This is a genomic window from Acinetobacter sp. A22 (assembly GCF_030913345.1).
In the GTDB taxonomy this organism is placed as follows: domain Bacteria; phylum Pseudomonadota; class Gammaproteobacteria; order Pseudomonadales; family Moraxellaceae; genus Acinetobacter; species Acinetobacter junii.
Genome location: NZ_CP133162.1, coordinates 1,680,748 through 1,703,792 on the forward strand (window position 1 = coordinate 1,680,748; position 23,045 = coordinate 1,703,792).

The 23,045-nt window shown below is 38.5% G+C and carries 19 protein-coding genes, 3 tRNA genes and 1 pseudogene; 6 read left to right on the forward strand and 17 right to left on the reverse strand.

The window, feature by feature from the left end; genetic code table 11:
- Positions 1-4: 4 nt before the first annotated feature.
- Both epmA and Q9Q86_RS08285 read right to left on the reverse strand, forming a co-directional pair.
- On the reverse strand, positions 5-988 hold the full coding sequence (epmA, locus tag Q9Q86_RS08280) for an EF-P lysine aminoacylase EpmA (RefSeq protein ID WP_087540769.1): 984 nt from the start codon (positions 986-988) through the stop codon (positions 5-7).
- Complete coding sequence (locus Q9Q86_RS08285) at positions 985-2,052, reverse strand: 4-phosphoerythronate dehydrogenase (RefSeq protein ID WP_042892862.1); 1,068 nt, start codon at positions 2,050-2,052, stop codon at positions 985-987. The genes epmA and Q9Q86_RS08285 overlap by 4 nt, the downstream gene beginning before the upstream one ends.
- Before the next feature lie 192 nt (positions 2,053-2,244).
- On the opposite strand from Q9Q86_RS08285, the gene Q9Q86_RS08290 reads away from it, so the two are divergent.
- Positions 2,245-2,619: a diacylglycerol kinase gene (locus Q9Q86_RS08290; RefSeq protein ID WP_112986578.1), complete on the forward strand. Its 375-nt coding sequence runs from the start codon at positions 2,245-2,247 to the stop codon at positions 2,617-2,619.
- 65 nt (positions 2,620-2,684) lie between these two features.
- Here the strand turns inward: Q9Q86_RS08290 and Q9Q86_RS08295 are convergent.
- The 5 genes and pseudogenes from Q9Q86_RS08295 to Q9Q86_RS08315 form a co-directional block, all read right to left on the reverse strand.
- Positions 2,685-3,356 (reverse strand): annotated as a pseudogene (locus Q9Q86_RS08295) (hypothetical protein).
- Between the two features lie 225 nt (positions 3,357-3,581).
- On the reverse strand, positions 3,582-5,216 hold the full coding sequence (gene groL / locus Q9Q86_RS08300; RefSeq protein WP_004956155.1) for a chaperonin GroEL: 1,635 nt from the start codon (positions 5,214-5,216) through the stop codon (positions 3,582-3,584).
- A 57-nt stretch (positions 5,217-5,273) separates the two neighbouring features.
- The gene (gene groES, locus Q9Q86_RS08305; protein ID WP_000065579.1) at positions 5,274-5,564 is read right to left on the reverse strand and encodes a co-chaperone GroES; all 291 of its coding nucleotides are present in this window, start codon (positions 5,562-5,564) and stop codon (positions 5,274-5,276) included.
- Between the two features lie 175 nt (positions 5,565-5,739).
- Positions 5,740-6,510: a metallophosphoesterase gene (locus Q9Q86_RS08310; RefSeq protein WP_005402232.1), complete on the reverse strand. Its 771-nt coding sequence runs from the start codon at positions 6,508-6,510 to the stop codon at positions 5,740-5,742.
- Positions 6,491-7,429 carry a diacylglycerol kinase family protein gene (locus tag Q9Q86_RS08315; protein ID WP_075696712.1) on the reverse strand — a complete coding sequence of 313 codons (939 nt, stop codon included), beginning with the start codon at positions 7,427-7,429 and terminating at the stop codon, positions 6,491-6,493. The genes Q9Q86_RS08310 and Q9Q86_RS08315 overlap by 20 nt, the downstream gene beginning before the upstream one ends.
- A 395-nt stretch (positions 7,430-7,824) precedes the next feature.
- Here Q9Q86_RS08315 and Q9Q86_RS08320 point away from each other — a divergent pair, with 395 nt between their 5' ends.
- Complete coding sequence (locus Q9Q86_RS08320; protein ID WP_004963370.1) at positions 7,825-9,654, forward strand: phosphoenolpyruvate carboxykinase (GTP); 1,830 nt, start codon at positions 7,825-7,827, stop codon at positions 9,652-9,654.
- A gap of 85 nt (positions 9,655-9,739) precedes the next feature.
- Here the strand turns inward: Q9Q86_RS08320 and glpD are convergent, their stop codons facing one another.
- From glpD to glpK, 3 genes are all read right to left on the reverse strand, one after another.
- A complete protein-coding gene (glpD, locus tag Q9Q86_RS08325) occupies positions 9,740-11,260 on the reverse strand; it encodes a glycerol-3-phosphate dehydrogenase (RefSeq protein WP_112986579.1) in 1,521 nt (506 codons plus the stop codon).
- Positions 11,261-11,514: 254 nt separating this feature from the next.
- Complete coding sequence (locus tag Q9Q86_RS08330; RefSeq protein WP_004963376.1) at positions 11,515-12,273, reverse strand: DeoR/GlpR family DNA-binding transcription regulator; 759 nt, start codon at positions 12,271-12,273, stop codon at positions 11,515-11,517.
- Positions 12,274-12,319: 46 nt separating this feature from the next.
- Complete coding sequence (glpK, locus tag Q9Q86_RS08335; protein ID WP_004912734.1) at positions 12,320-13,834, reverse strand: glycerol kinase GlpK; 1,515 nt, start codon at positions 13,832-13,834, stop codon at positions 12,320-12,322.
- A 264-nt stretch (positions 13,835-14,098) separates the two neighbouring features.
- On the opposite strand from glpK, the gene Q9Q86_RS08340 reads away from it, so the two are divergent.
- Complete coding sequence (locus tag Q9Q86_RS08340; RefSeq protein ID WP_042892853.1) at positions 14,099-14,521, forward strand: hypothetical protein; 423 nt, start codon at positions 14,099-14,101, stop codon at positions 14,519-14,521.
- 55 nt (positions 14,522-14,576) lie between these two features.
- Here the strand turns inward: Q9Q86_RS08340 and Q9Q86_RS08345 are convergent, their stop codons facing one another.
- The 3 genes from Q9Q86_RS08345 to folD all read right to left on the reverse strand — a co-directional run bounded on the left by Q9Q86_RS08345 (position 14,577) and on the right by folD (position 16,607).
- Positions 14,577-14,861, reverse strand: coding sequence for a GNAT family N-acetyltransferase (locus Q9Q86_RS08345; protein WP_004912740.1), 285 nt, complete (start codon positions 14,859-14,861; stop codon positions 14,577-14,579).
- A gap of 167 nt (positions 14,862-15,028) precedes the next feature.
- Positions 15,029-15,703 carry a methyltransferase gene (locus Q9Q86_RS08350; RefSeq protein WP_004956126.1) on the reverse strand — a complete coding sequence of 225 codons (675 nt, stop codon included), beginning with the start codon at positions 15,701-15,703 and terminating at the stop codon, positions 15,029-15,031.
- A 55-nt stretch (positions 15,704-15,758) separates the two neighbouring features.
- Positions 15,759-16,607: a bifunctional methylenetetrahydrofolate dehydrogenase/methenyltetrahydrofolate cyclohydrolase FolD gene (gene folD / locus Q9Q86_RS08355; RefSeq protein ID WP_004956122.1), complete on the reverse strand. Its 849-nt coding sequence runs from the start codon at positions 16,605-16,607 to the stop codon at positions 15,759-15,761.
- Positions 16,608-16,759: 152 nt separating this feature from the next.
- On the opposite strand from folD, the gene Q9Q86_RS08360 reads away from it, so the two are divergent.
- Together Q9Q86_RS08360 and Q9Q86_RS08365 are read left to right on the forward strand one after the other, a co-directional pair.
- Positions 16,760-16,833, forward strand: a tRNA-Cys gene (locus Q9Q86_RS08360).
- 8 nt (positions 16,834-16,841) lie between these two features.
- A tRNA-Leu gene (locus Q9Q86_RS08365) sits at positions 16,842-16,927 on the forward strand.
- Between the two features lie 121 nt (positions 16,928-17,048).
- Here the strand turns inward: Q9Q86_RS08365 and Q9Q86_RS08370 are convergent.
- A complete protein-coding gene (locus tag Q9Q86_RS08370) occupies positions 17,049-18,809 on the reverse strand; it encodes an alkaline phosphatase (RefSeq protein WP_112986580.1) in 1,761 nt (586 codons plus the stop codon).
- 208 nt (positions 18,810-19,017) lie between these two features.
- On the opposite strand from Q9Q86_RS08370, the gene Q9Q86_RS08375 reads away from it, so the two are divergent.
- Positions 19,018-19,103, forward strand: a tRNA-Leu gene (locus Q9Q86_RS08375).
- A gap of 133 nt (positions 19,104-19,236) precedes the next feature.
- Here the strand turns inward: Q9Q86_RS08375 and pgaD are convergent.
- Genes pgaD through pgaB form a run of 3 tightly spaced genes read right to left on the reverse strand, consistent with a single transcriptional unit; the run spans position 19,237 to position 22,953 of the window.
- Positions 19,237-19,653 (reverse strand): poly-beta-1,6-N-acetyl-D-glucosamine biosynthesis protein PgaD, encoded by a 417-nt coding sequence (gene pgaD, locus Q9Q86_RS08380; RefSeq protein WP_112986581.1) that lies wholly within the window; start codon positions 19,651-19,653, stop codon positions 19,237-19,239.
- 32 nt (positions 19,654-19,685) lie between these two features.
- Positions 19,686-20,942: a poly-beta-1,6-N-acetyl-D-glucosamine synthase gene (gene pgaC, locus Q9Q86_RS08385; protein WP_004956116.1), complete on the reverse strand. Its 1,257-nt coding sequence runs from the start codon at positions 20,940-20,942 to the stop codon at positions 19,686-19,688.
- Between the two features lie 13 nt (positions 20,943-20,955).
- Complete coding sequence (pgaB, locus tag Q9Q86_RS08390; protein ID WP_112986582.1) at positions 20,956-22,953, reverse strand: poly-beta-1,6-N-acetyl-D-glucosamine N-deacetylase PgaB; 1,998 nt, start codon at positions 22,951-22,953, stop codon at positions 20,956-20,958.
- Positions 22,954-23,045 lie beyond the last annotated feature (92 nt).

The following is a 23,045-nucleotide window of genomic DNA, read 5'->3' on the forward strand; positions in this document are numbered from 1 at the left end:
AGCTCTAGGCAATTTCAGCAGGAAAAGCGATCACTTGATCAATTTTCATCTTATTCATTACAACCATAAGTAAACGATCAATACCCAATGCAATACCGGAGCATTCAGGCATATGAGGTAAAGCAGATAATAGATATTGATCAGTAGGTATCACGGGTAAACCTTGTAAAGCACGTTCTTGATTATCGGCTTCAAATCGTGCTGCTAATACTTCTGCATCCAGAAGTTCGTCATAGGCATTAGCAAGCTCTAAGCCTTCAATATAGACCTCAAAACGAGCTGCAACCCATTCCCCATCTTCATCTTGTTTTACTTTTGCTAATGATGCCATCTCAGGTGGAAAATCTGTCAAAAATACAGGTTTGTCAAAGCCCAAACTTGGCTCTACAAAATGAGAAAATAATAAGTCCATGTAAGCCAAACGATCATCACCCAAATCAAGATTCAGACCGACACGATGTGCGGTGTCCTTAAGTTGTTTTAAGCTGGCTTGTAATGGGTTGATCTCTAAACGATCTTGAAAAGCATGCTTATAGCTCAAAATAATAGGACGAATTTCACCAAAACGATGTGCTAAACAGGTTTCCAATAGATCCGCTGTCTCATGCATTAAGGCTTTCAAATCCATAGCAGGTCGATACCATTCCAACATGGTGAATTCGCTATTGTGTTTACGTCCATGCTCATCATCACGAAAGACTTTACAAATTTGAAAGATTGGGCCACTACCACTCGCCAACAATCGCTTCATCGGGAACTCAGGCGAAGTCTGTAAATATTGAGTATTTAATTTTCCATGAATATGACGCTGTACTTGTACTGACGCCAAATGCACATCTGTGACCCCTGCTTGAGACAAAACTGGGGTTTCAACTTCTAAAACATTTCGTTCAGCAAAAAACTGACGAATTTTATTGTACATCTCTGCACGGGCTTTTATTGCCTCAAGCGAACAAGTCGGTTGATAAGATTTCTTAGTCTGGCTCATGCTTTTGGTCCACCGTGTGCTGCCCATTCACGGCGTAATGGATAATTCTTTCGGAGCAAATCAAACGCTTTTTGTTCAACTTTTCCATCCATGACACAAGCCCTTAATTTTTTATCATCTTCAGCAATATTATAAATTTGGCTAAGATGCTGCTTGAGTACTTCTTTCAAGTCTTGTTGTTCAAAGAATTGCTCAACATGCGGTAATTGGGTTTCGAACTGTTTAGATATTGGATAATCAAATTTATGACAAAATGCCTCATAAATCATCTGTGTACCACGGGCCTTACCTTCAAGACTATAACCCGCAATATGCGGTGTTGCTAAAGCCAACATATCTAGTAACTGTTGCGAAATTTCAGGTTCAAACTCAAATACATCTAACACAACTTTTCGATTATTCCTTTGGATATCTGTCATTAAAGCTGCTTCTTGAATCACTGGACCACGCGCGCTATTAATCAGTATCGCGGATTCTTTCATTTGAGCAAACGTTGCTTCATTAAATAAATGTTGTGTTGGATGATCACCAGTTGACGTTAACGGTACATGAATGGATATGGCATCAGCACGTGCTAGTAACGCATCAAACGATACATTTTCAATACCATCTAGCTGTACAAAAGGATCATAGCCAATCACTGTCCAACCTAATAATTGGGCCATTTTTGCAAGTCGACGACCAACATTACCTAAGCCAACAATCGCTAAAGTAAATTCATGATTTCTTTCTAATAATTTAATGTCTAGGTGCAGCAACGCAGTAATCACATATTCTGCGACTGCTTGAGCATTGCAACCCGCTGCGTTCGTCCACGTGATGTTTTGTTGTTCTAGCGCTTGAATATCGAGATGATCTGTTCCAATCGTTGCACTACCGACAAACTGAATTGTAGTCTGGTCAATTAGGGCATGATTAACTTTAGTAACCGATCTAACCAATAAAGCATCAGCATTTTGAACATCTGCATGAGTCAATGTTCGCCCCGCTCGATGTTGTATTTCTGCAAATTCCGCAAAGAAATAATCGGTAAAAGCCAAATTTTCATCTGCGATAATTTTCATGCAGGATATTCCATCTGTTGAACTAGGCTTATTATCCTTAGCATCAGTCAAATTGACAAATTAAATATCAACGTTTCCAATAAAATGGCGAGAAACATTACAACTTTGCAGAGATCATGCGACTTATTGCCAATCCTCAGAAGCAGTTTTACTTTTATAATGGCGACATATTTTATCTCTTAAAGTTCTGTTATGACGCCTTACTCTCCCTACAAAGGCAAAAATGGTATCAAGCGTATTTTGAATGCAACGGGTTATTCTCTCGCTGGATTTAAAGCCGCATTCAGCCATGAAGCCGCTTTTAGACAAATTTTATTACTCAATCTTGTTTTAATTCCAACTAGCTTTTTTGTTCATGTTTCTGCCCTTGAACAAGCATTGATGGTCGCTGTTTGCTTACTTGCTATTATTGTAGAGTTATTTAATTCTGCAATTGAAGCTGTGGTTGATCGAATATCGTTGGAGAAACATCAACTTTCAAAAAATGCCAAAGATATGGGCAGTGCTGCTCAATTTATATCTCTTGGAATCATTTTTTCAACATGGATGATTATCCTGTTAAAGTGATTTGTAAATAAGAAATGCTTTTGCATTTCTTATTTTTTCAATACTCATAGTCATTTGATTCTAAATTAAAATCCGAATCCTAGACCAACGACAGGACCTTTTTGTAAGGTATCCCATTTAAAGTTACCATCAGAATAGTCTTGTGATACGTATCGATAACCCACACTAAAATTTACTGGGGTTGAAAATACAGCTTTACGGTATCCCAAATAAGCCTGAGCGATTTGTGTTTGTTCGGTACCGTTAGTGTATTGCGCTGCTAAATTCCACGGAGAAGTAGAGTTGTAACGTATCCGCGCCCCACCAAAATATTCAAACCAGTGTTTTTCAACAGCAACACCTTTGCCCAAAGCATCTAAGGTTCCCTCTAGATCTGTATAATTCACACCTAGAGTGGGTTCAATGATCCAGCCTGTACCATCAGAAAATTGTTCAAATGCACGATAATAAATTCCTGCATTACTTAAGTTTACAGTGGTCGATAATGCAATTGGGTAATTATAAACTTGCTTTTCTTCTTCAGTCTTTACATATTAAATATCAGTATAAATCCCCCACTTCCCTTTGGTTACTTCCAGATGTCCAATCAAAGCTTGATCAAGCGCCTCTAGGGTATCTTTAAAAGGTTGATCTAACTGATAGTTAATCCCTTGATAACCTATTATTCCATTTATGTCCGCCGCAAAACCATAAATATTCAAAAAAACCTTAGTCTCACCTTGGAATGAATCTTTTATCGTATCCGCGTAGGCTTACGAGCTTAAAGCCATACACCCAAGAATTAATAATGATAACCGAACCATTTTCTACTCCTAAAACCGTTTAATTATTTAAAATTTACTTATCAAGTTATTTATTTAAGTCAGATCATTAATAACGTTTTGATTGTGATTTTTCTATACTTCAAACGTAAAAAATCCCTGCCAAGGCAGGGATTTTTTTAAATATGAGCGACAATGTGATTACATCATTCCGCCCATACCACCCATTCCGCCCATATCTGGAGCAGCTGGTTTATCTTCTGGGATATCAGTGATCATACATTCTGTAGTCAACATTAAACCAGCAACTGAAGCAGCATGTTCTAATGCAGAACGAGTTACTTTAGCTGGGTCAAGGATACCCATTTCTAACATATCACCGTATTCACCAGTTGCAGCGTTGTAGCCAAAGTTACCTTCACCTGCTTTCACTGCGTTAATTACAACTGATGGTTCATCACCAGCATTTGAAACGATTTGACGAAGTGGAGCTTCGATTGCACGACGCAAAATATTAATACCTGCTGTTTGATCTTCGTTAGCGCCTTTTAGACCTTCTAACACATTAACAGCACGTACTAGAGCAACACCACCACCAGCAACAACACCTTCTTCAACTGCAGCACGAGTTGCGTGAAGTGCGTCGTCTACGCGGTCTTTCTTCTCTTTCATTTCAACTTCAGTTGCAGCACCGATTTTAATCACTGCAACACCGCCTGCTAATTTAGCAACACGTTCTTGAAGTTTTTCTTTGTCATATTCAGACGTAGACTCTTCGATCTGCGCACGGATTTGTTGAACACGTTCAGCGATTTGTTCAGCATTACCGGCACCATCAACAATCACTGTGTTTTCTTTAGACACTGTGATTTTATGAGCAGTACCTAAATCTTGAAGAGAAGCTTGTTCTAAAGACATGCCTACTTCTTCAGAGATTACAGTTGCGCCAGTCAAGATTGCGATATCTTGAAGCATCGCTTTACGACGATCACCAAAACCAGGTGCTTTAACTGCACATACTTTGATAATACCGCGCATGTTGTTGACAACAAGAGTTGCAAGCGCTTCGCCTTCAACATCTTCCGCGATGATAAGAAGAGGTTTACCAGTTTTAGCAACTGCTTCTAAAACAGAAATCAATTCACGGATGTTGCTGATTTTTTTATCAACAAGAAGAATGAATGGATTTTCAAGTTCAGCAGTTAAAGTATCTTGTTTGTTTGCGAAGTATGGAGAGATATAACCACGGTCGAACTGCATACCTTCTACAACATCTAATGCATCTTCGAAGCCAGAACCTTCTTCTACAGTGATAACGCCTTCTTTACCTACTTTTTCCATCGCTTGGGCGATAAGCTTACCAACAGTAGTATCAGAGTTTGCAGAGATCGAACCGACTTGTTCAATTGCTTTGAAATCATCAGCAGGCTTTGCATTTGCACGGATGTTCTCAACAACAGTTTTAACTGCAATATCAATACCGCGTTTTAAGTCCATTGGGTTCATACCAGCAGTTACTGATTTGATCCCTTCATTTAAGATTGCTTGAGCAAGTACAGTTGCAGTCGTTGTACCATCACCCGCGATGTCATTTGTTTTTGAAGAAACTTCACGAACAAGTTGAGCACCCATGTTTTCAAACTTGTCTTTTAAAGAAATTTCTTTAGCAACAGTTACACCATCTTTAGTGATGTGAGGTGCACCGAAAGAACGATCGATTACAACGTTACGACCTTTAGGACCTAAAGTGACTTTAACCGCATCTGCAAGTACGTTTACACCTGCAATCATTTTTGAGCGAGCTGAATCACCAAATTTTACGTCTTTAGCTGACATGTTAAACTCCGAATCTTTAAATACTTTATCTGATAATAAATGTGAGTTATGTGTCGATTAGCCTTCAAGCACAGCTAAGATATCTGACTCTTTCATAATCAAGAGTTCTTCACCGTTTACTTTTACAGTTGTACCTGCATAAGTACCGAATAATACTTTGTCTCCAACTTTAACATCCAAAGCACGCACACCATTGTCAGTGATTTGACCATTACCTACTGCGATCACTTCACCTTGAGAAGGTTTTTCAGCAGCAGAACCTGGAAGTAAAATACCACCAGCAGTCTTGGTTTCTTCTTCTACGCGACGAATCACAACACGATCATGTAACGGACGAATGTTGCTCATAGTTAACTCCATCAGACTTAGTCTTTTTTGATTAATTTGCATTGCTAATCAGTAGCAATGAACAAAAAATTTGATATGCCACATTTGTGGGGTTAAAAAAAAAGGCTTCAAGGGTAAAAATAAAAAAATTTATACTTTTTTGATGATTTTTTAATCCAACAAAAAAATGATTGACTCATAAATCGACACTATTTGATTTTAAAAATTTTTTTTCATTTTCATCAAACCAATAATGTTCGATTTTGCCATTTGCTGAAATTATATTAAAACTGTTAGACAAGCCAAAACGCAATCGATTAGAAATAGCTGTTCCAGCATGAATGTCATAAATTGAATGATCAAATCCCAAATTAAACACCTGATTCAAATCATGGATAGCGACTTTATGCAAATGTCCATGTAACAGTCCCCAAAGTCCTGTCTTACCCCATTGTTCAAGCGCTATCTTCGCCAGTACAGGACAATCTTTATCCCCATGATCATGAGGAAATGTATAAAAAGGTTGATGAAACACAACGAGCTTGGTTTTATTATTCGGAGCATTTCTTAGCTTTTCAGCTACTTCATGTATTTGTTCTAGTGATACATGACCGCGTGTATGATAGCGGCGACGTATGCTATTCACCCCAACAATATAGAAATTCGATGTTTCTAGTGTCGTTTCTAATCGACCAAAAAATGCCTGATAACGAACAAATGGTGAAAAAAAGCGATTCCATACGTGAAACAAGGGAATATCATGGTTACCTGGAACAACCAAATAAGGCAAATCTAAGGAATCGAGAAATTGTCGACAATCAAAAAACTGTTTCAATCTCGCTCTTTGCGTCAAATCTCCACTGACAATCACAGCTTCTGGGCGGTGTAATTCACAAAAATCACGAATTGCCTGAATACAAACTTCACGCTCAGTTCCAAAATGTAAGTCAGACAGGTGTAATAACATGGGGAACCATCACTTTTAATGCTGATTTTTTTACTGCGAAATTTAAAGGAGTTTCCAACTCGACAATTTCACCATCGAGTGCAACCGTTAATTTTTTCTTTTTAGATTCAACCTGAATATGTTCTGCGCAAAATGAATAAACATCAGATGCTTGATCAATTTTTCCTTGAACAAACTGAAATAACATTCTTAATAAACTCAATCGATCATTTTTAGCCACCAAAACACCAGCCAGTTTTCCATTTGCAGCACATTCTGCAATTCTTAATTTCATATCACAGAGCTGCAATTGATTATTTCCAAAAAAAATCAAAGGTGTTTTAACTGGATATTTTTTTTCATCAATACTAATCGATAATTTCAAAGATTGATGCTCACGCAATAAAACATCTAAAGCGGATGTATAAGCATGTAAGGGGAAGCGACCAAAAAGTCGATTGAATGTTTCTCTTTTTTTTATAAAGAATGGGTATAAACCTAAACTTGCATTATTTAAATAGATCTGATCATTTAAAGTTGCAATATGCACTTCTCGATAAGTACCTGTCGCGATCACTTCGGCAGCTTTAAAAATATCAATTGGAATTTCTAAAACACGAGCAACATAATTAAATGTTCCTAAAGGAATAATTCCCATAGGAATATCAGTGTGCATTAATTTTTTTGCAACTGCATTCAGAGTACCATCTCCCCCAGCAGCCACAATAACACCAGTTTTTTCTGATTGCTGATGTCTTAGTAATACTGTTTCCATCATCGCATCAAAATCATTTCTCGCATTTAGCTCAAATACCTGAATCTCAAAACCATATCGAGTCCAAAATGTCATCAAACGCTCGTAGACTTCATCTTGTTGAGCTGCATGAAATCCAGACTTTTGATTATAAATAATAGATAAGGGCTGTAACTCTTGATTCATATACTGCAGCCTTGACGACGATATCCAATATATTTGTTTATAAAAACAACAATTAAAAGCTAGTTTATGTAAAATTCGGATGATGATTATTCAATTTATCAATAATAATTCTCAAGAAAAGTTAAAAATCATAAACTATTGTTTTTAATAAGTATTTATAATAAAAATAACACACATAAAAAAATCACATGCGAACAAAAACCATAACCAAAAACATCAAAAACAATAACTTATGAAAAAATATACATTCTTTCGCTAATCGGGAATATGATCCGATAGTCTTATTTTTTTTACGATTTTGTGCTTTAATACAGCCACTTTTTTTACTTCATCTATTTTCATTGTCACCCAATGAATAGAACTGTACGTCGTACACACTTTAAAAAGGCATCACCATGACCCAAGTGAACGCACCAGAATTCGTTCGTCACCCTAAGCTTATTGCATGGGTGGAAGAAATTGCAAAACTAACCAAACCAGCAAAAATCGAATGGTGTGACGGAAGCGAAGAAGAATATCAACGTCTGATCGACTTGATGATCGCTAACGGCACCATGCAAAAACTTAACCAAGAAAAACATCCTGGTTCTTACCTTGCAAATTCTGACCCTTCTGACGTTGCTCGTGTTGAAGATCGCACTTATATCTGCTCTCAAAACCAAGAAGATGCTGGTGCAACGAATAACTGGGTTGCTCCTGCAGAAATGCGCGAAAAGTTAAATGGTTTATTTGATGGCTCAATGGAAGGCCGTACCATGTATGTGGTTCCTTTCTCTATGGGTCCATTAGGTAGCCACATTGCACATATCGGTATCGAATTAACAGATTCACCTTACGTTGCTGTTAGCATGACTAAAATGGCGCGTATGGGTAAAGCAGTTTATGACGTGTTAGGTACAGATGGTGAATTCATCCCATGTGTACATACAGTAGCTGCTCCACTTAAAGAAGGTCAAAAAGATGTTGCTTGGCCTTGTAACAATGAAAAATATATCGTGCATTACCCAGAAACTCGTGAAATCTGGTCTTACGGTTCTGGTTATGGTGGTAACGCTTTACTTGGTAAAAAATGTTTAGCTTTACGTATTGCATCTGCAATGGGTCGTGAACAAGGCTGGTTAGCTGAGCACATGCTTATTTTGGGCGTAACAAACCCACAAGGTGAAAAACACTACATCGCAGCGGCATTCCCTTCTGCTTGTGGTAAAACTAACTTTGCAATGTTGATTCCACCAGCTGGTTATGAAGGTTGGAAGATTGAGACTGTAGGTGACGATATTGCTTGGATTAAACCAGGTGAAGATGGTCGTTTATATGCAATCAACCCAGAAGCTGGTTTCTTCGGTGTTGCACCTGGTACAAACACCAAAACCAACCCGAACTGTATGGCGACATTAACTAAAGATGTAATCTATACAAACGTTGCAGTTACTGAAGACGGTGAAGTTTGGTGGGAAGGTCTTTCTAAAGAAGTTCCATCAAACCTTACCAACTGGAAAGGTCAGCCACACGTTGCTGGTGAAAAAGCGGCACATCCAAATGCACGTTTCACAGTTTCAGCAGGTCAATGCCCTTCTATCGACGCTGACTGGGAAAATCCAGCAGGTGTACCGATCTCTGCATTCATTTTCGGCGGTCGTCGCGCAGACACAGTACCTTTAGTTTCTGAAGCATTTGACTGGGTTGATGGCGTGTATAAAGCTGCAACTATGGGCTCAGAAACAACTGCTGCTGCTGTTGGTCAACAAGGTATTGTTCGTCGTGATCCATTTGCGATGCTTCCTTTCGCAGGTTATAACATGGCTGATTACTTCGGTCACTGGTTACAACTTGGTCAAGAAGTGGGTGCTAAAGCAGAAGCTGCAGGTAATAAATTACCAAAAATCTTCAACGTAAACTGGTTCCGTCGTGATGCTGAAGGCAACTTCGTATGGCCTGGTTTCGGTCAAAACATGCGTGTTCTTGAGTGGATCATTGATCGTTGTGAAGGTCGTGCTGAAGCAACTGAAACTCCTATTGGTTACGTTCCAACTTATGAACAATTGAACTGGACAGGTATCGACTTCTCTAAAGAGCAATTCGAAACTGTTACAGCACAAGACAAAGACCAATGGATCAAAGAGCTTGAAAGCCACACTGAGTTATTTACTAAACTTGGTGATCGTTTACCACAAGCACTTAAAGATCGTCAAAATGAATTATTAGCAGCTGTTAAATCTGCTTAATTACCTTAGCTCCCTCCCTTTAATAAAGAGGGATCAAGGGATAATAAAAAAGATCGCTTCAGCGATCTTTTTTATATTAGTCTATTTAAGCGGCTACAATATGATTCGGCTTATTTGATAAATAGGCATCTAAGCGATCAATTTCATTTTGCGCAAAAACCAATCCTAATTTAGAACGTCTCCAAAGAATATCTTCGCTAGTTGTTACCCATTCAAATCGACATAAGTAATCCACTTCTTTAGCAAATAATCCATGTCCAAAACTCAGTCCAAGCTGATCAATTGAAACAGCCTCGCCCAAGATATTCCAAATACGCGAACCATAAGAAGTCGCCCAACGTTTTGCTAAGCTCTCAGAAACATCTGTAATTTGTGCACGAATCTCATTCACTAATTGTTCAGCAGATGCCATATTTTCGCCACCAGGTAAAGCCTCAGTTGCAGTCCAACTCCCCTTCATTTCAGGGAAGAATGCTTTTAACTGCTGCATAGCCGACTCAGCCAATTTCCGATAAGTCGTTAACTTTCCACCAAAAACAGAAAGTAATGGTGTCTGATCATGAGTTTCTTGAGATAAAGCTAAGGTATAGTCTCGTGTAATGGCTGAAGGATTATCGGACTCATCATCACATAATGGTCTAACCCCAGCAAATGTCCAAATAATATCAGCTTGAGTAAGCTGTTTTTTGAAATGTGCATTACTCACTTCAAGCAAATAATCTGTTTCTGCTTGCGTAATTTGTACTTTTGATGGATCACCCTGATATTCACGATCAGTCGTACCAATCATTGTATATTGTTCTAAATACGGAATCGCAAACACAATACGGCGGTCATCATTTTGCATAATAAATGCTTTGTCACCTTCATACAGTTTCGGCACAACAATATGACTACCTTGAATCAAACGAATGCCATAAGGTGATTTGAGCTCTAAATCTTGTTTGATGAATTGTGCGACCCAAGGACCTGCAGCATTAACTAAAGCTTTAGCTTTAATTTTAAATGAACCTTGTGCATTCTCTAGTTCTACAACCCAATAACCCTCTACACGTTGAGCTGATAAACAACGTGTGCGAGTAACAACATCAGCGCCTTTTTCACGTGCATGCATAGCATTTAACACAACCAGACGTGAATCATCAACCGCACAATCAGAATATTCAAAACCGCGAGTAATTGCTGAATTTAGTGGGCTATCATCTTTAAAATAGACATTATTTGATCCCAATAATTTCTCACGTTTACCTAAATGGTCGTAAAAAAATAGGCCTGTTCGAATCAGCCATGCTGGACGTAAATGTGGGCGATGCGGCATGATAAATCGCATTGGACGAATGATATGCGGCGCTTTAGCCAATAACACTTCACGCTCAGCCAATGCCTCACGGACGAGACGGAATTCTTTATGTTCGAGGTAGCGCAATCCACCATGAATGAGCTTGCTACTTGCAGATGATGTATGACTTGCTAAATCATCTTTTTCGCATAAGAACACAGACAAACCACGTCCTGCTGCATCTGCAGCGATACCTACACCATTGATACCACCACCAATCACAGCGATATCATAAATTTTGTCTTTTAACAGAGGAGAAGTTTGCATATGTCACCGCAAATTTTCATTATTGTTCAATAATGAAAATTAAAACACATCAAATGAAAATAAACAATAAAAAATAGACATAAAAATGCCAATCAGCAGTCATTTAAAGATAAATGGTAAATTTATAAATCACAGGAAAAATGCTGAAGTATTAAACAAAAAAGATTTTTTGAAAGTTTTTAGACTAAATAATAGAAATATTGAGCTAAATCAATTAGCTCAAATAGTACATCGCAATGTTCGAAAATGAATACTTATTTTGCGACAATCAAACCAACATCCAATTCACGGATTGTCTTCATGTATTCTTCATTAGGCTGCTGATCTGTAAATATACAATCAACTTGTTTGAGTGATCCCAATCGGATCATGGCATTACGACCAAATTTACTACTGTCGGCTGCTAAAAACACTTGCCTAGCACTAGATAAAATTTCTTGAGAAACACACACTTCTTGAAAATCAAAATCAAGAAGCGTTCCATCTTCTTCAATACCACTAATACCAATCAACGCATAATCAGCTTTAAATTGTTTAAAAAAATCAGCCGTAGCTTGACCAATAACCCCACCATCAGGACGAACACGACCACTCGCAATTAAGACCTCAAAGTCTTCCTTATTACTCAAAATCTTAGCCACATTAAGATTATTAGTAATGATTTTTAAACCAGTATGATTTAAAAGTGCATGAGCGATTGCTTCAGTTGTTGTACCAATATTAATAAATAAAGATGCATGGTCTGGAACAGCCGCTGCTACAGCAGCCGCAATCGTTCTTTTTTCTTCAAGCATGTAGCCAACACGAGTCGTATATTCCGTGTTTTCCACCGTTGAATCATGTGCCGCTCCGCCATGATAGCGACGCAGCAAACCCTCATCAGCAAGCTGGTTGATATCACGACGAATCGTTTGAGGTGTTACATCAAAATATTGAGCAAGCTCTTCAATACTTATATAGCCACGTTCTCTCACTAATTCGAGGGTTTTTTGTTGGCGTAGTATCAAGCTCATGCTCATATATCCTGTGTTGTTGTATATCTTCGGCGGCTATTTTACCCTAATCTTCTGCCCAATCACGAGTACGTCCAACAGCTTTTAACCACCCTTTATAGAGTTTTTCGGTTTCGTCGCGGGTACATTCAGGAGTAAAACTACGCTCAATCGTCATTCTACTCTTTAATTCATTCAAATCAGACCAAAACCCGACCGCTAAACCAGCTAAAAACGCAGCGCCCATACCTGTAGTTTCTTTCATTGCAGGTCGTTCAACTGAAGTGCCTAAAATATCAGCTTGGAATTGCATCAAGAAATTGTTTGCAGTTACGCCACCATCAACGCGTAATGTGCGTAATTTTTCACCCGAATCCTGTTGCATCGCATCTAAAACATCACGTGTTTGATATGCAATCGATTCTAAAGTTGCTCGAATAATATGCTCAATACTCACACCGCGTGTAATACCCAAAATCGCACCGCGTGCTGTAGGGTCCCAATATGGCGCACCTAAACCTGTAAACGCAGGTACAACATAGACCCCATTACTGTCTTTTACTTTCGTTGCGTAGTATTCAGAATCATGTGAGTCATTAATCGCTTTTAATTCATCACGCAACCATTGCACACATGAACCACCATTAAACACAGCACCTTCCAATGCATAATTCACTTCACCTTTTGCACCACATGCAATTGTTGTAAGTAAACCATGTTCAGACTGAACAATTCGCTTGCCCGTGTTCATTAAAAGGAAGCAACCCGTACCATAAGTGTTTTTAGCTTGTCCAACTTCTACGCACATTTGTCCAAACAATGCTGCTTGCTGATCTCCAGCAATACCTGCAATTGGAATTCCAACTTCTTGCCCACTAATTGTATGTGTATATCCGTACACTTCCGAAGAACTACGTACCTCAGGCAACATTGCTTTCGGAATATTTAAAGCTTCGAGTAACTTATCATCCCATTCCAAAGTTTCAATGTTGAAAAGCATGGTGCGAGAAGCATTAGTATAATCAGTTACATGTGCTTGCCCATTGGTAAGTTTCCAAATCAACCATGTATCAATCGTACCGAAAAGAAGCTCACCACGCTCCGCACGCTCACGACTACCTTCTACTCGATCTAGGATCCACTTAATTTTTGTTGCAGAAAAATAAGGATCAATTACAAGCCCTGTGACTTTACGAATATAGTCTTGCCAACCATCTTGACGAAGCTGATTACAAATTTCGTTGCTTTGACGACTTTGCCAAACAATCGCATTGTAGATAGGTTTACCTGTTTTTTTATCCCAAATTACAGTAGTTTCACGTTGGTTGGTGATCCCAATCGCTGCGATTTGATCACTTGAAATACTTGCCTGTGCAAGTGCCTCAACCCAGACTGCACTTTGTGTTGCCCATATCTCCATCGGATCATGCTCTACCCAACCTGGTTGTGGGTAGATTTGAGTAAACTCACGTTGAGCGATCGTGATTACATTTGCATCGTGATCCAAAACGATCGCACGTGAACTCGTGGTACCTTGGTCAAATGCAACCACATATTTTTTTTGACTATCTGTAGAGATCATGACATACCTATCCAGACTTGCCTTATTTATTTGAGCAACAAATTAAATGCCCGTAAAAAAACGGGCTTCGATACTGCAATAAAGCAATGACTTCTGTATTAAATAAAAAAACTTGGCAGATTATATGCAAAATTGTTCGAAAACGAAAATTCTTTCTTTAACTTTGAACCCATATGCGATGAATAGCTTAGGTTTTAAAGAATCCTAACAACTTAAAGCTGATTTTATGCGATACTTAAAAACAGAAATAACAGGACCATTGATATGAAAAAAACTAATTTATTCGTTATTGTAAGCGGTAGTCTTTTCATTGCAGCATGTCAAACTAGTCCGCATCAATATAATGGCGTGACTGGCTATCAAATTGAAAATAAAACAGCAACATCAGCGACTCTAGCATACACCTTAGCAGCACATAGCAATCGTGATGTTGACGAGCGCAAATTACAACATGCTTGTAAACAAGTTTTAGGTGCTGATAAAAATTATAAAATCTCAGTGCTGAGTGTGAATGAAATCATGAACCCAACTCAACAAGAACAATATGGTGTTAAGCTTGGCAATAGCCGTACCACTTTTGGTCTTACAAATTCGCCAGATCTGAACAATAGTGAAGGTTATGCGACTCGTAAGGCTTTAGAAGCTCGACCTTCTACCCTTAAAGTCGTTCGCTATCACTGCAACTAATTCATAAAAGACATAAAACGTATCTGAATCAATTTCAGATACGTTTCATCAATCGTTATACTTTTAGCACATCGTGAATTGACTGATCTTTATCAAAAACAGATTTAGAGAAAGGACACAAAGGAATAACTTTAATCTCTCGTTCACGTGCAAATGCAACCAAAGCATCCAACAATTGACGACCAATTCCTTGTCCACGAAATTGATCTTCGACATCTGTATGATCAATGATTAACATTGAATCACCTGCCCACGTGTAAGCCATCTCACCAGCTTTTACATCAGCATCAAAAATCTCAAAGGTCCCGTGTTTAGTGTCATCTGATTGTTTAATATTCACTATTTAAGCCTCATTTTGATTGTATTGCGATCAAGTACGAAAGCATTTAATGAATTAACTTTCAATACTTGAATCGCTGAGACTTGTTTTATCATCCACACAAAATAATCTCTGTTGCTATTTGATAAACAGAGAACACAACAAAGTACCCTATCTTGATTTAGAGCCTATTGAGGATGTGTACGATAAAAACTTACATTCCGAAATTCTTTGGCTTCATCTAAATCGGGCCAAGTCGTTGCACTTCGTTCATCTATTTTCAAATATTGTGGATGGCTAAAATTTTTCACACGACTATCCGCCACCCACACTTCAGGTGCGAACTTCAAAAACTCATCTAAAAAGAAACGATTACACTGATCATAAAGTACATCAGCAGCAAGTAAGACATCGACCTGTTCAGATTTGTATAAATCATCTAAATATTCAAGTTCTACATTATTGAGTAATGCATTTTCACGACATGACTCCAAGCTTACTTGGTCAATATCACAGCAAATAACACGTTTTGCACCAGCCATTTTTGCTGCTATTGCAACCACACCTGAGCCTGCACCAAAATCCAATACCACCTTATCTTTTACATGATGTGGTTCAGCGAGTAGCCATTGCGCCATCGCCAACCCTGAAGCCCAGCAAAAAATCCAATAAGGAGTTTCATTCCAAATACGACGAATCACCTCATCATCTAAACGATCAGTTGGAAATACAGGAGGAATTAGCCACAATGAAATTGGGGTTTCAGGTAACTGCTGTGCCAATAAATCAGTGTTTGGAATAACTTCATGTAAGGCTTTAAGCAATTGATCAGGTGCTTTCGCAAATTGAAATGTACAGCTCATATTTCTTAAATTCTTGAAAAAAGCCCCTCTATTTAGAAGGGCTTAAAGTGGATATTTAACCTAAAGCTTTTTCAGCAGCTTCAACTGTTTGACGAATCAAAGTCGTGATCGTCATAGGTCCTACACCACCTGGGACTGGTGTATAAGCTGATGCAACATCTTCAATACCCACTAATTGGATATCACCCACACCACCGCCATCACGTGGATGGAAACCAGCATCAACGACAACAGCACCTTGTTTGATCCAATCTTTCTGAATTAATTCAGCCTTACCTACTGCACCCACAATAATATCGGCTTGCTTCACTAACTCAGGAAGGTTTTGAGTACGTGAATGACAAATCGTCACGGTAGCATTGGCTTGTAATAGCATCATTGCCATTGGTTTACCTAAAATTGCTGAACGACCAACAACAACGGCATGCTTACCTGCAATTTCAATCTTGTTTTCTTTTAAAATCGTCATGATACCCGCTGGAGTTGCTGAACCATACGCGGCTTCGCCCATTGACATACGACCAAAACCAAGACAAGTCACACCATCCACATCTTTTTCGAGTGAAATCGCATCGAAACATGCTCTTTCATCAATTTGTTCAGGTACTGGATGTTGAAGCAAAATACCGTGCACATCAGGATTTGCATTTAATTTTTCAATTTCAGCAAGTAATTGTTCAGTTGTCGTTTCTTTTGGCAGTTCAACCTTTAGAGAATCCATGCCTACACGGCGGCAAGCATTTCCTTTCATACGCACATAAGTTGCAGATGCACCATCATCACCAACTAAAATTGTTGCCAAAATTGGGGTACGACCCGATTTTGCTTTTAATGCTTCTACACGTACCAACAAATCAGCTTCGATTTGTGTTGCCAATGCACGACCGTCTAAAACCAATGCCACAGCGCATCTCCAAAGTGGGTATGAATCAATAATGCAAATAATACATGATAATTTAGCCAATATTCTTTTAGATGTTGTTTTTATGTGCATATTCACCGCAAACACTATTGTTTTTTTTTTAAAGATTGCTAATATGTGCATCACCAAGAGATGGCGGGGTGGCAGAGTGGTCATGCAGCGGACTGCAACTCCGTGTACGCCGGTTCGATTCCGACCTCCGCCTCCATTGGTAAAGCCCGAGTGGTGAAATCGGTAGACACAGGGGATTTAAAATCCCCCGCCCACAAAGCGTGCCAGTTCGAGTCTGGCCTCGGGCACCATCCTTCAACTACTGAAGTTTGGTGCAGTAAAAATCCAGCGTAAGCTGGTTTTTTTATGTCTAAAATTTGATGTTTTATAAAAAGCCAAGCTTTGCATACTTGGCTTTTTTGATTTCAAAAATTATGCAACTTGCTGAACTGTCTGAATGGGCAATAAATTGACATCTAAATTAAGTTGGTGCTGACGACTTTCATCAACGGAATAGTTTGTCTGCTTAATAGAATCAACAAAAATCCACTTCGACTGTACCTGTAACTGATCAAATTCAACCACCAAATAACCACGTTGATTCAAATTACAATAATTCAATTCATCAATTAATGTCTTGAATGCAAATTCAAATTGTTGCAATTGTGCCAAAGGAATGTTGAGGTATTTTTCCAATCCTGGTGAAGATACTGAGCTGGTAGCTAACTCTACTCCAACGAATACCCCATCTTTACTGTATAAATTTGAAGACCAAGCATTGTGTGTATCACCCGCCAAGACCACGATTTTCTTTTTCAACTGCGCTAATGTGCCATACAAAATCTCGCGTTCAGTGAAATAACCATCCCAAGCGTCTAAATTATACGGTGCAGTCGTAAGTACACGCGCTTTCTCTTGTTGAGTAAGTGTTGGATCATTATTTTGTAGTCGAACTTTTAGCGTTACCAGTTCAGTAATTTGCGTATTCATTTTTGTGAGTGTTTCAGCTGTTGGATTGCCTGAAGTTATTTCAGCCAAAGAAAGTAACAACTCAGCAGGAATAAACATTTTAGACATTAAAATTTGCTGTCCAAAAACATTCCAAGTTGCATTTGATTGCTGTAATTTGCCTAATAACCAATCACGTTGTTCAACCCCCATCAAAGTACGCGTAGGACTAGTAAGATCAGCTTGAAACTTTGCAACGTCTATGCCTGTCGCAGTTAAATAATTTGCATAATCTAATTGTTGATCTCGAGCAATAATACGGGTATCCAACATAGTCAATTGAACAAGATTACCAAAATCGAATTGGCGATAAATCTTTACATGCTGATCATCTACAGGACGAATTGGCATCCATTCGAAATATGCCTGTAAGACAGCCAACTTACGCTCAAGGAACGAACCTTCATTTGCTTGATGATTTTCAGCACCATTTTTCCAAGTATCATTCGTCAACTCATGGTCATCCCAAATCACGATAAATGGATGACGTTGATGTGCAGCCTGTAAGTCGTTATCTTTTCGATATAGTGCATATCGCTTTCGGTAATCATCTAATTTAATAATTTCTTTATTGTTATCTGCCGCTAAAGTACGACCAAGTTTTGTAGCATCTTCAGTGGCATATCCATCAGCACCATACTCATAAATATAGTCACCTAAATGAATCACTACATCTACATTTTGCATTGCAATTTCACGATATACATAAAAATATCCCGCTGGATAATTTGAGCATGAACATACTGCAAAACTAACTTTAGATGTGCTTAGGGGTAACGTTTTAGTCTGCCCTATTGGAGAAATCTTATTTCCAAAAATAAACCGATAATAATAACTTGTATCAGCCCGAAGTCCCGTTGCATCCACTTTCACCGTAAAATCTTGTGATGCTGATGTAGTCACTTTATCTGTTTTAATGATTTGTTTAAACTGTTGATCTAATGCAAGCTCCCATGTCACTTGTAAACGTGCACTGGTTTCATTTGGCGTTAAACGTGTCCATAAAATAACGCGATCTTGCAACGGATCACCACTCGCAACACCATGTTCAAAACTCACCTTTAAACTATTAGTTTCATTATCTGAACTATCATTACAACCTGTCATTCCCACTGTGAGTGATAATGCACCCAAACCGAATAAACTTTTTTGAATGAGTTCCCGTCGTGAAATATTTACAGTCATTTAAGTACTACCTTATTTTTATCACCTTAAATGCTTAAACCTAATCAGCTAATATGAACAAATGATCTCAATTTTGTGAAAGAACTATGAAAAATACATAGCACATGATTATTTTTTATAGGTTAAAAACATGTTTTGATTGAAAATAAAGCAAATAGTTGATTTTACTCTTGCCAAGATTTAAAGCCTCCACTATTATTGCGCACATGCCCGAGTGGTGAAATCGGTAGACACAGGGGATTTAAAATCCCCCGCCCACAAAGCGTGCCAGTTCGAGTCTGGCCTCGGGCACCATCCTTCAACTATTGAAGTTTGGTGCAGTAAAAAAATCCAGCGTATGCTGGTTTTTTTATGCCTAAAATTTATAAAATAAAAAAAATACCTCAGTCGAAACTAAGGTATCTAATAAATCTATTAGAATTGAATGTTATTCCACTCGGATGATTTTACCATTCTCATCGTGGTGAACGATTGTGATCTTTTGCTGACGACCAGAAGATATTTCTTGTTCTGATAGTTCAAAATAGCGAGCAAAATCCGTGATTCGCTTTTCAACAGTTTGCCTTTCACTCACTGATTTAGAAGGCAATAAACCCCATAACATAAGTATGACAGCACAAAAAATTAATGCGATTACACCATGTTCAATACCATTACTAAATCCTGACATTAAACGCTGTGCTAGATGGGTTTTCTGAATTTCAATCAATACCCAAACTAAAACGAATGGACGCCATAATAATAACCAGCCTGCCCACATCATCGCTGTTGTTGTGGTCGAAAAATAGCGTTTATGCCATGGGAGTTGGCGACGTAAATCAATAATCAAGCTATTTACTTTCATTTCACTATACTCTGTAAGATTAGACTTACAACTTAACGAATACCACGATCAGGACTAATCCAACGTGCACGTTTTTCCTGTCCACGAAGCAGTACTTTTGGAAAGGCGACGATTGTAGCAGTAATCGTAATTAACCAAAATACAAAGGGATACCAAATCATCCAGTAGTAATTTTTACCCAAGTTTGGTTCATAACGACTATCCATCCATTTGCTTAAAGCAAACTGAATTAAACAGGTTGCCCCTAATAAAATCCCACTTCCGTAAGGCAAAAATGGCGAACTTACAATAGCGAGACTTGGGAGTGTAATAACAAAATGTAATAGCCATATGACAGCCATAATTAGCATCAAATATGACCATACCAAGGTCAAGCATAATTCAAGCATTAATGGCCATAAGAAGTTAAGTTTGGGTTTCAAGAAGACGTCCAAATTCTTGATTAAGACCTGTGCCCCGCCCATCGCCCACCGTAAACGCTGCTTCCACAAACCATTAAAGGTTTCTGGCATCAAAATCCACACCAAGGCATTCGGTTCAAAACGTACATCCCACCCTGCTCGTTGAAGCTTCCAAGTAATATCAATATCTTCAGTCAACATATTTGGAGACCAATAATCGACTTGATGTACGGCACTTTTACGAAATGCCGTAATCACCCCCGATACCGTAAATAATCGACCAAACGTGCGCTGTGCTCTTTTAATCATTCCAACGATAGATGAGAATTCACCCACTTGAATTCGACCAAGCAAGGTTGATCGTGTTCTTATACGTGGATTTCCTGTGACCGCTGCAACCGTTTCATCCTCTAGAAAATGTCGCATCATCCATTTAGCTGCATGAGGATCAAGTAAAGCATCACCATCAATGCCAATCAAGAACTCAGCATCAGTCATCAAGCTACCCGCCTGCAATCCCATTGCCTTGCCTTGATTTTGAGCTAGATGTACAACACGTAATTTTTCATATTGACTTGCGAGACGATCAAGCACTTCTCCCGTATTGTCTGAACTACCATCATTAATCGCAATCACTTCAAAATTCGGATAATCCAGCTGTAAAGCATGGCTAATGGTTTCTTCAGCATTATCACCTTCATTAAAACAAGGAATAAGTACTGCAACTTTTGGATAAAGCTCTAAACTTTTTGGTTGTTGATAAGGTGGGTCTTGGCGTTCTTTCCAATAAAATAGAATTGCCCCCATCATCCATAAATAAGACATGAATAACGGATAATAGAATACGAACTTAATGGCATATGACCATAAGGCTGCAATTTCAGTCATTTCATATACTCAATTAAGGCACTAGTTGTGATGATTTCTGTGCAAAAGCATCATGCATTTGCTTTACATCAGGGTGATCTTTAATCGGATCATCTGGATAGTAAGCAATGTGCATTGCACCCTGTTGATATAATGATTTGATTGTCGCAGCCATCTCTTCAGATGGAATTTTTTGATCATTTCGCCAGTTCACGGCTTGTAATTCCATCACTGACTTTTTAATACCATTTGGATATTTTTTAAGACGGTTTAAAATGTTGCTATAGAACTGTTCAGGCTGGTCTACCTTTTCCATATATGGCATTGCCATAATCGCAGTGAAATCATAACGACTTAAAGATTGTTCTAGTGATTGTGCATACCAGTTTTCTGCATAAGCATTTAATGCAACTTGAGCATATAGATTCCGAGCAGTCATTAAATAAGGTTGGTATTGTCGCACTTCATTTGCTAATTCCATTGCAAAATCATCTAGATATTGAGTTTTGTATGCAGTCCACTTCTGCAAATCAGCATCATTATTTCTAATTTTAGCTAAGTCGGTTGTTAAGCCTTGTTGCGCATAAGCAGCCAAAGCCTGAGGACTAGCATCTTCATAATCAGATAAAGTCACATCATCATGAAATAGCAGACCATCAAATGGTGTGGATTTCGCTAAATCTTGGTAAATTTCTTTGATCGTTTGTCGAGCTTTTGGCGAGAATGGGCTCAGACGTATATAGCCCATGTTTAAATGTTCACCTGCTTTGGCCTGCTCTGTTTGAACTAGCTCATTTGCAACAGGATTAGTCTTTGGTAGCTCCCAAGCCAACATTGGCATCCATGCATAAAGTCGTTGTACTGAGGTACGCGTTTGAATTTGCCAAGCTACACGATTAAATAGATCAGCCCGCATTGGTATATGACGGTTTGGAAAATACACCATATCTGCTGAACCATTGGCATCAGGATCAGAGAACGCTTGCAAATAAACTGTATTCACGCCCATACCATTAATACGATCAAGCAAATGGCTTAAGTTGCGTTCTTCTTGTTGAGGGTCGGGATCATAAATGTAATCAAGATCGACATGCATAATTTTTTGCGGTCGATTATTGTCATTTAAATTCAATTCTCTATTTTTGATTTCTTGTGCCAAAGCATTTGTCGACATATTACCTTGTATTAATATACGACTCATATTCTGCAAGGACTGTTTGGCATGATCTGCACCATCATCCAAAGTAATGGTGATTGGCATACCAAGTTGTTTTGCTGTTTGCACAAGCTGCATATTATATCGACCATATGGCCATACCATAACTCGTGGTGATCGCAATCCATGTGCCTGTAGTAAATCATTATTCTTTTTTAAATCTTGATAAATACGTTGCTGGTAAGCTGAATCGCTTTCATAACTTTGATTTTTGGGATCATAAATTCGAGAAATTGCAGCAGGTTCTAAATTACCTTGTGGATTTGCATTGACTCCTTCGTGCAGATGATAACTGTGGCTAGCAATTTCCACTAAACCCGAACTCTGCATTTCTTTAAGTTCACTCCAACTTAAGATTTTATTTCTATCAATCGGCTCACCACCGAAATCGACTTTTTCAAGATTGGATGGCTCTAACCATGAACCCACCACTGCAAGTAAGACTGGAATTTTATTTTTACGAATAATTGGATAAGCATTTTGGTAGAAAGACTGATAACCATCATCTACTGTTAATAAAACAGGTTTTTTGGGTAATCTATACTTGCCTTGATGAGCCTTAATAAGTTGATCTACATTAATAAAATGGTAACCATTTTTCTTTAACCATTGGATATGCTCACTAAATTGCTGCGTTGTTACCGCATAGCTTGGTATCAGGGCATCTTTTTCATCGGTAATCTCATGATAACCAATCACCGTCAAGGTAGTAGCATCAATTTTGGGGTTGGCTGCGAAAGTTGCCGCGTTGCATAACATACCAACCACGAGCCCTAAAAAGCATTTTAAAGCTGGCGATCTTGAAGGAGTAGACATGGAGAATATTCTCAATAATAAAGAAAAATCAGTACAGAGATATGCAGAAGGATTTCATCTTATCGACAATTAGATGGCTGACTTTGTCGGGT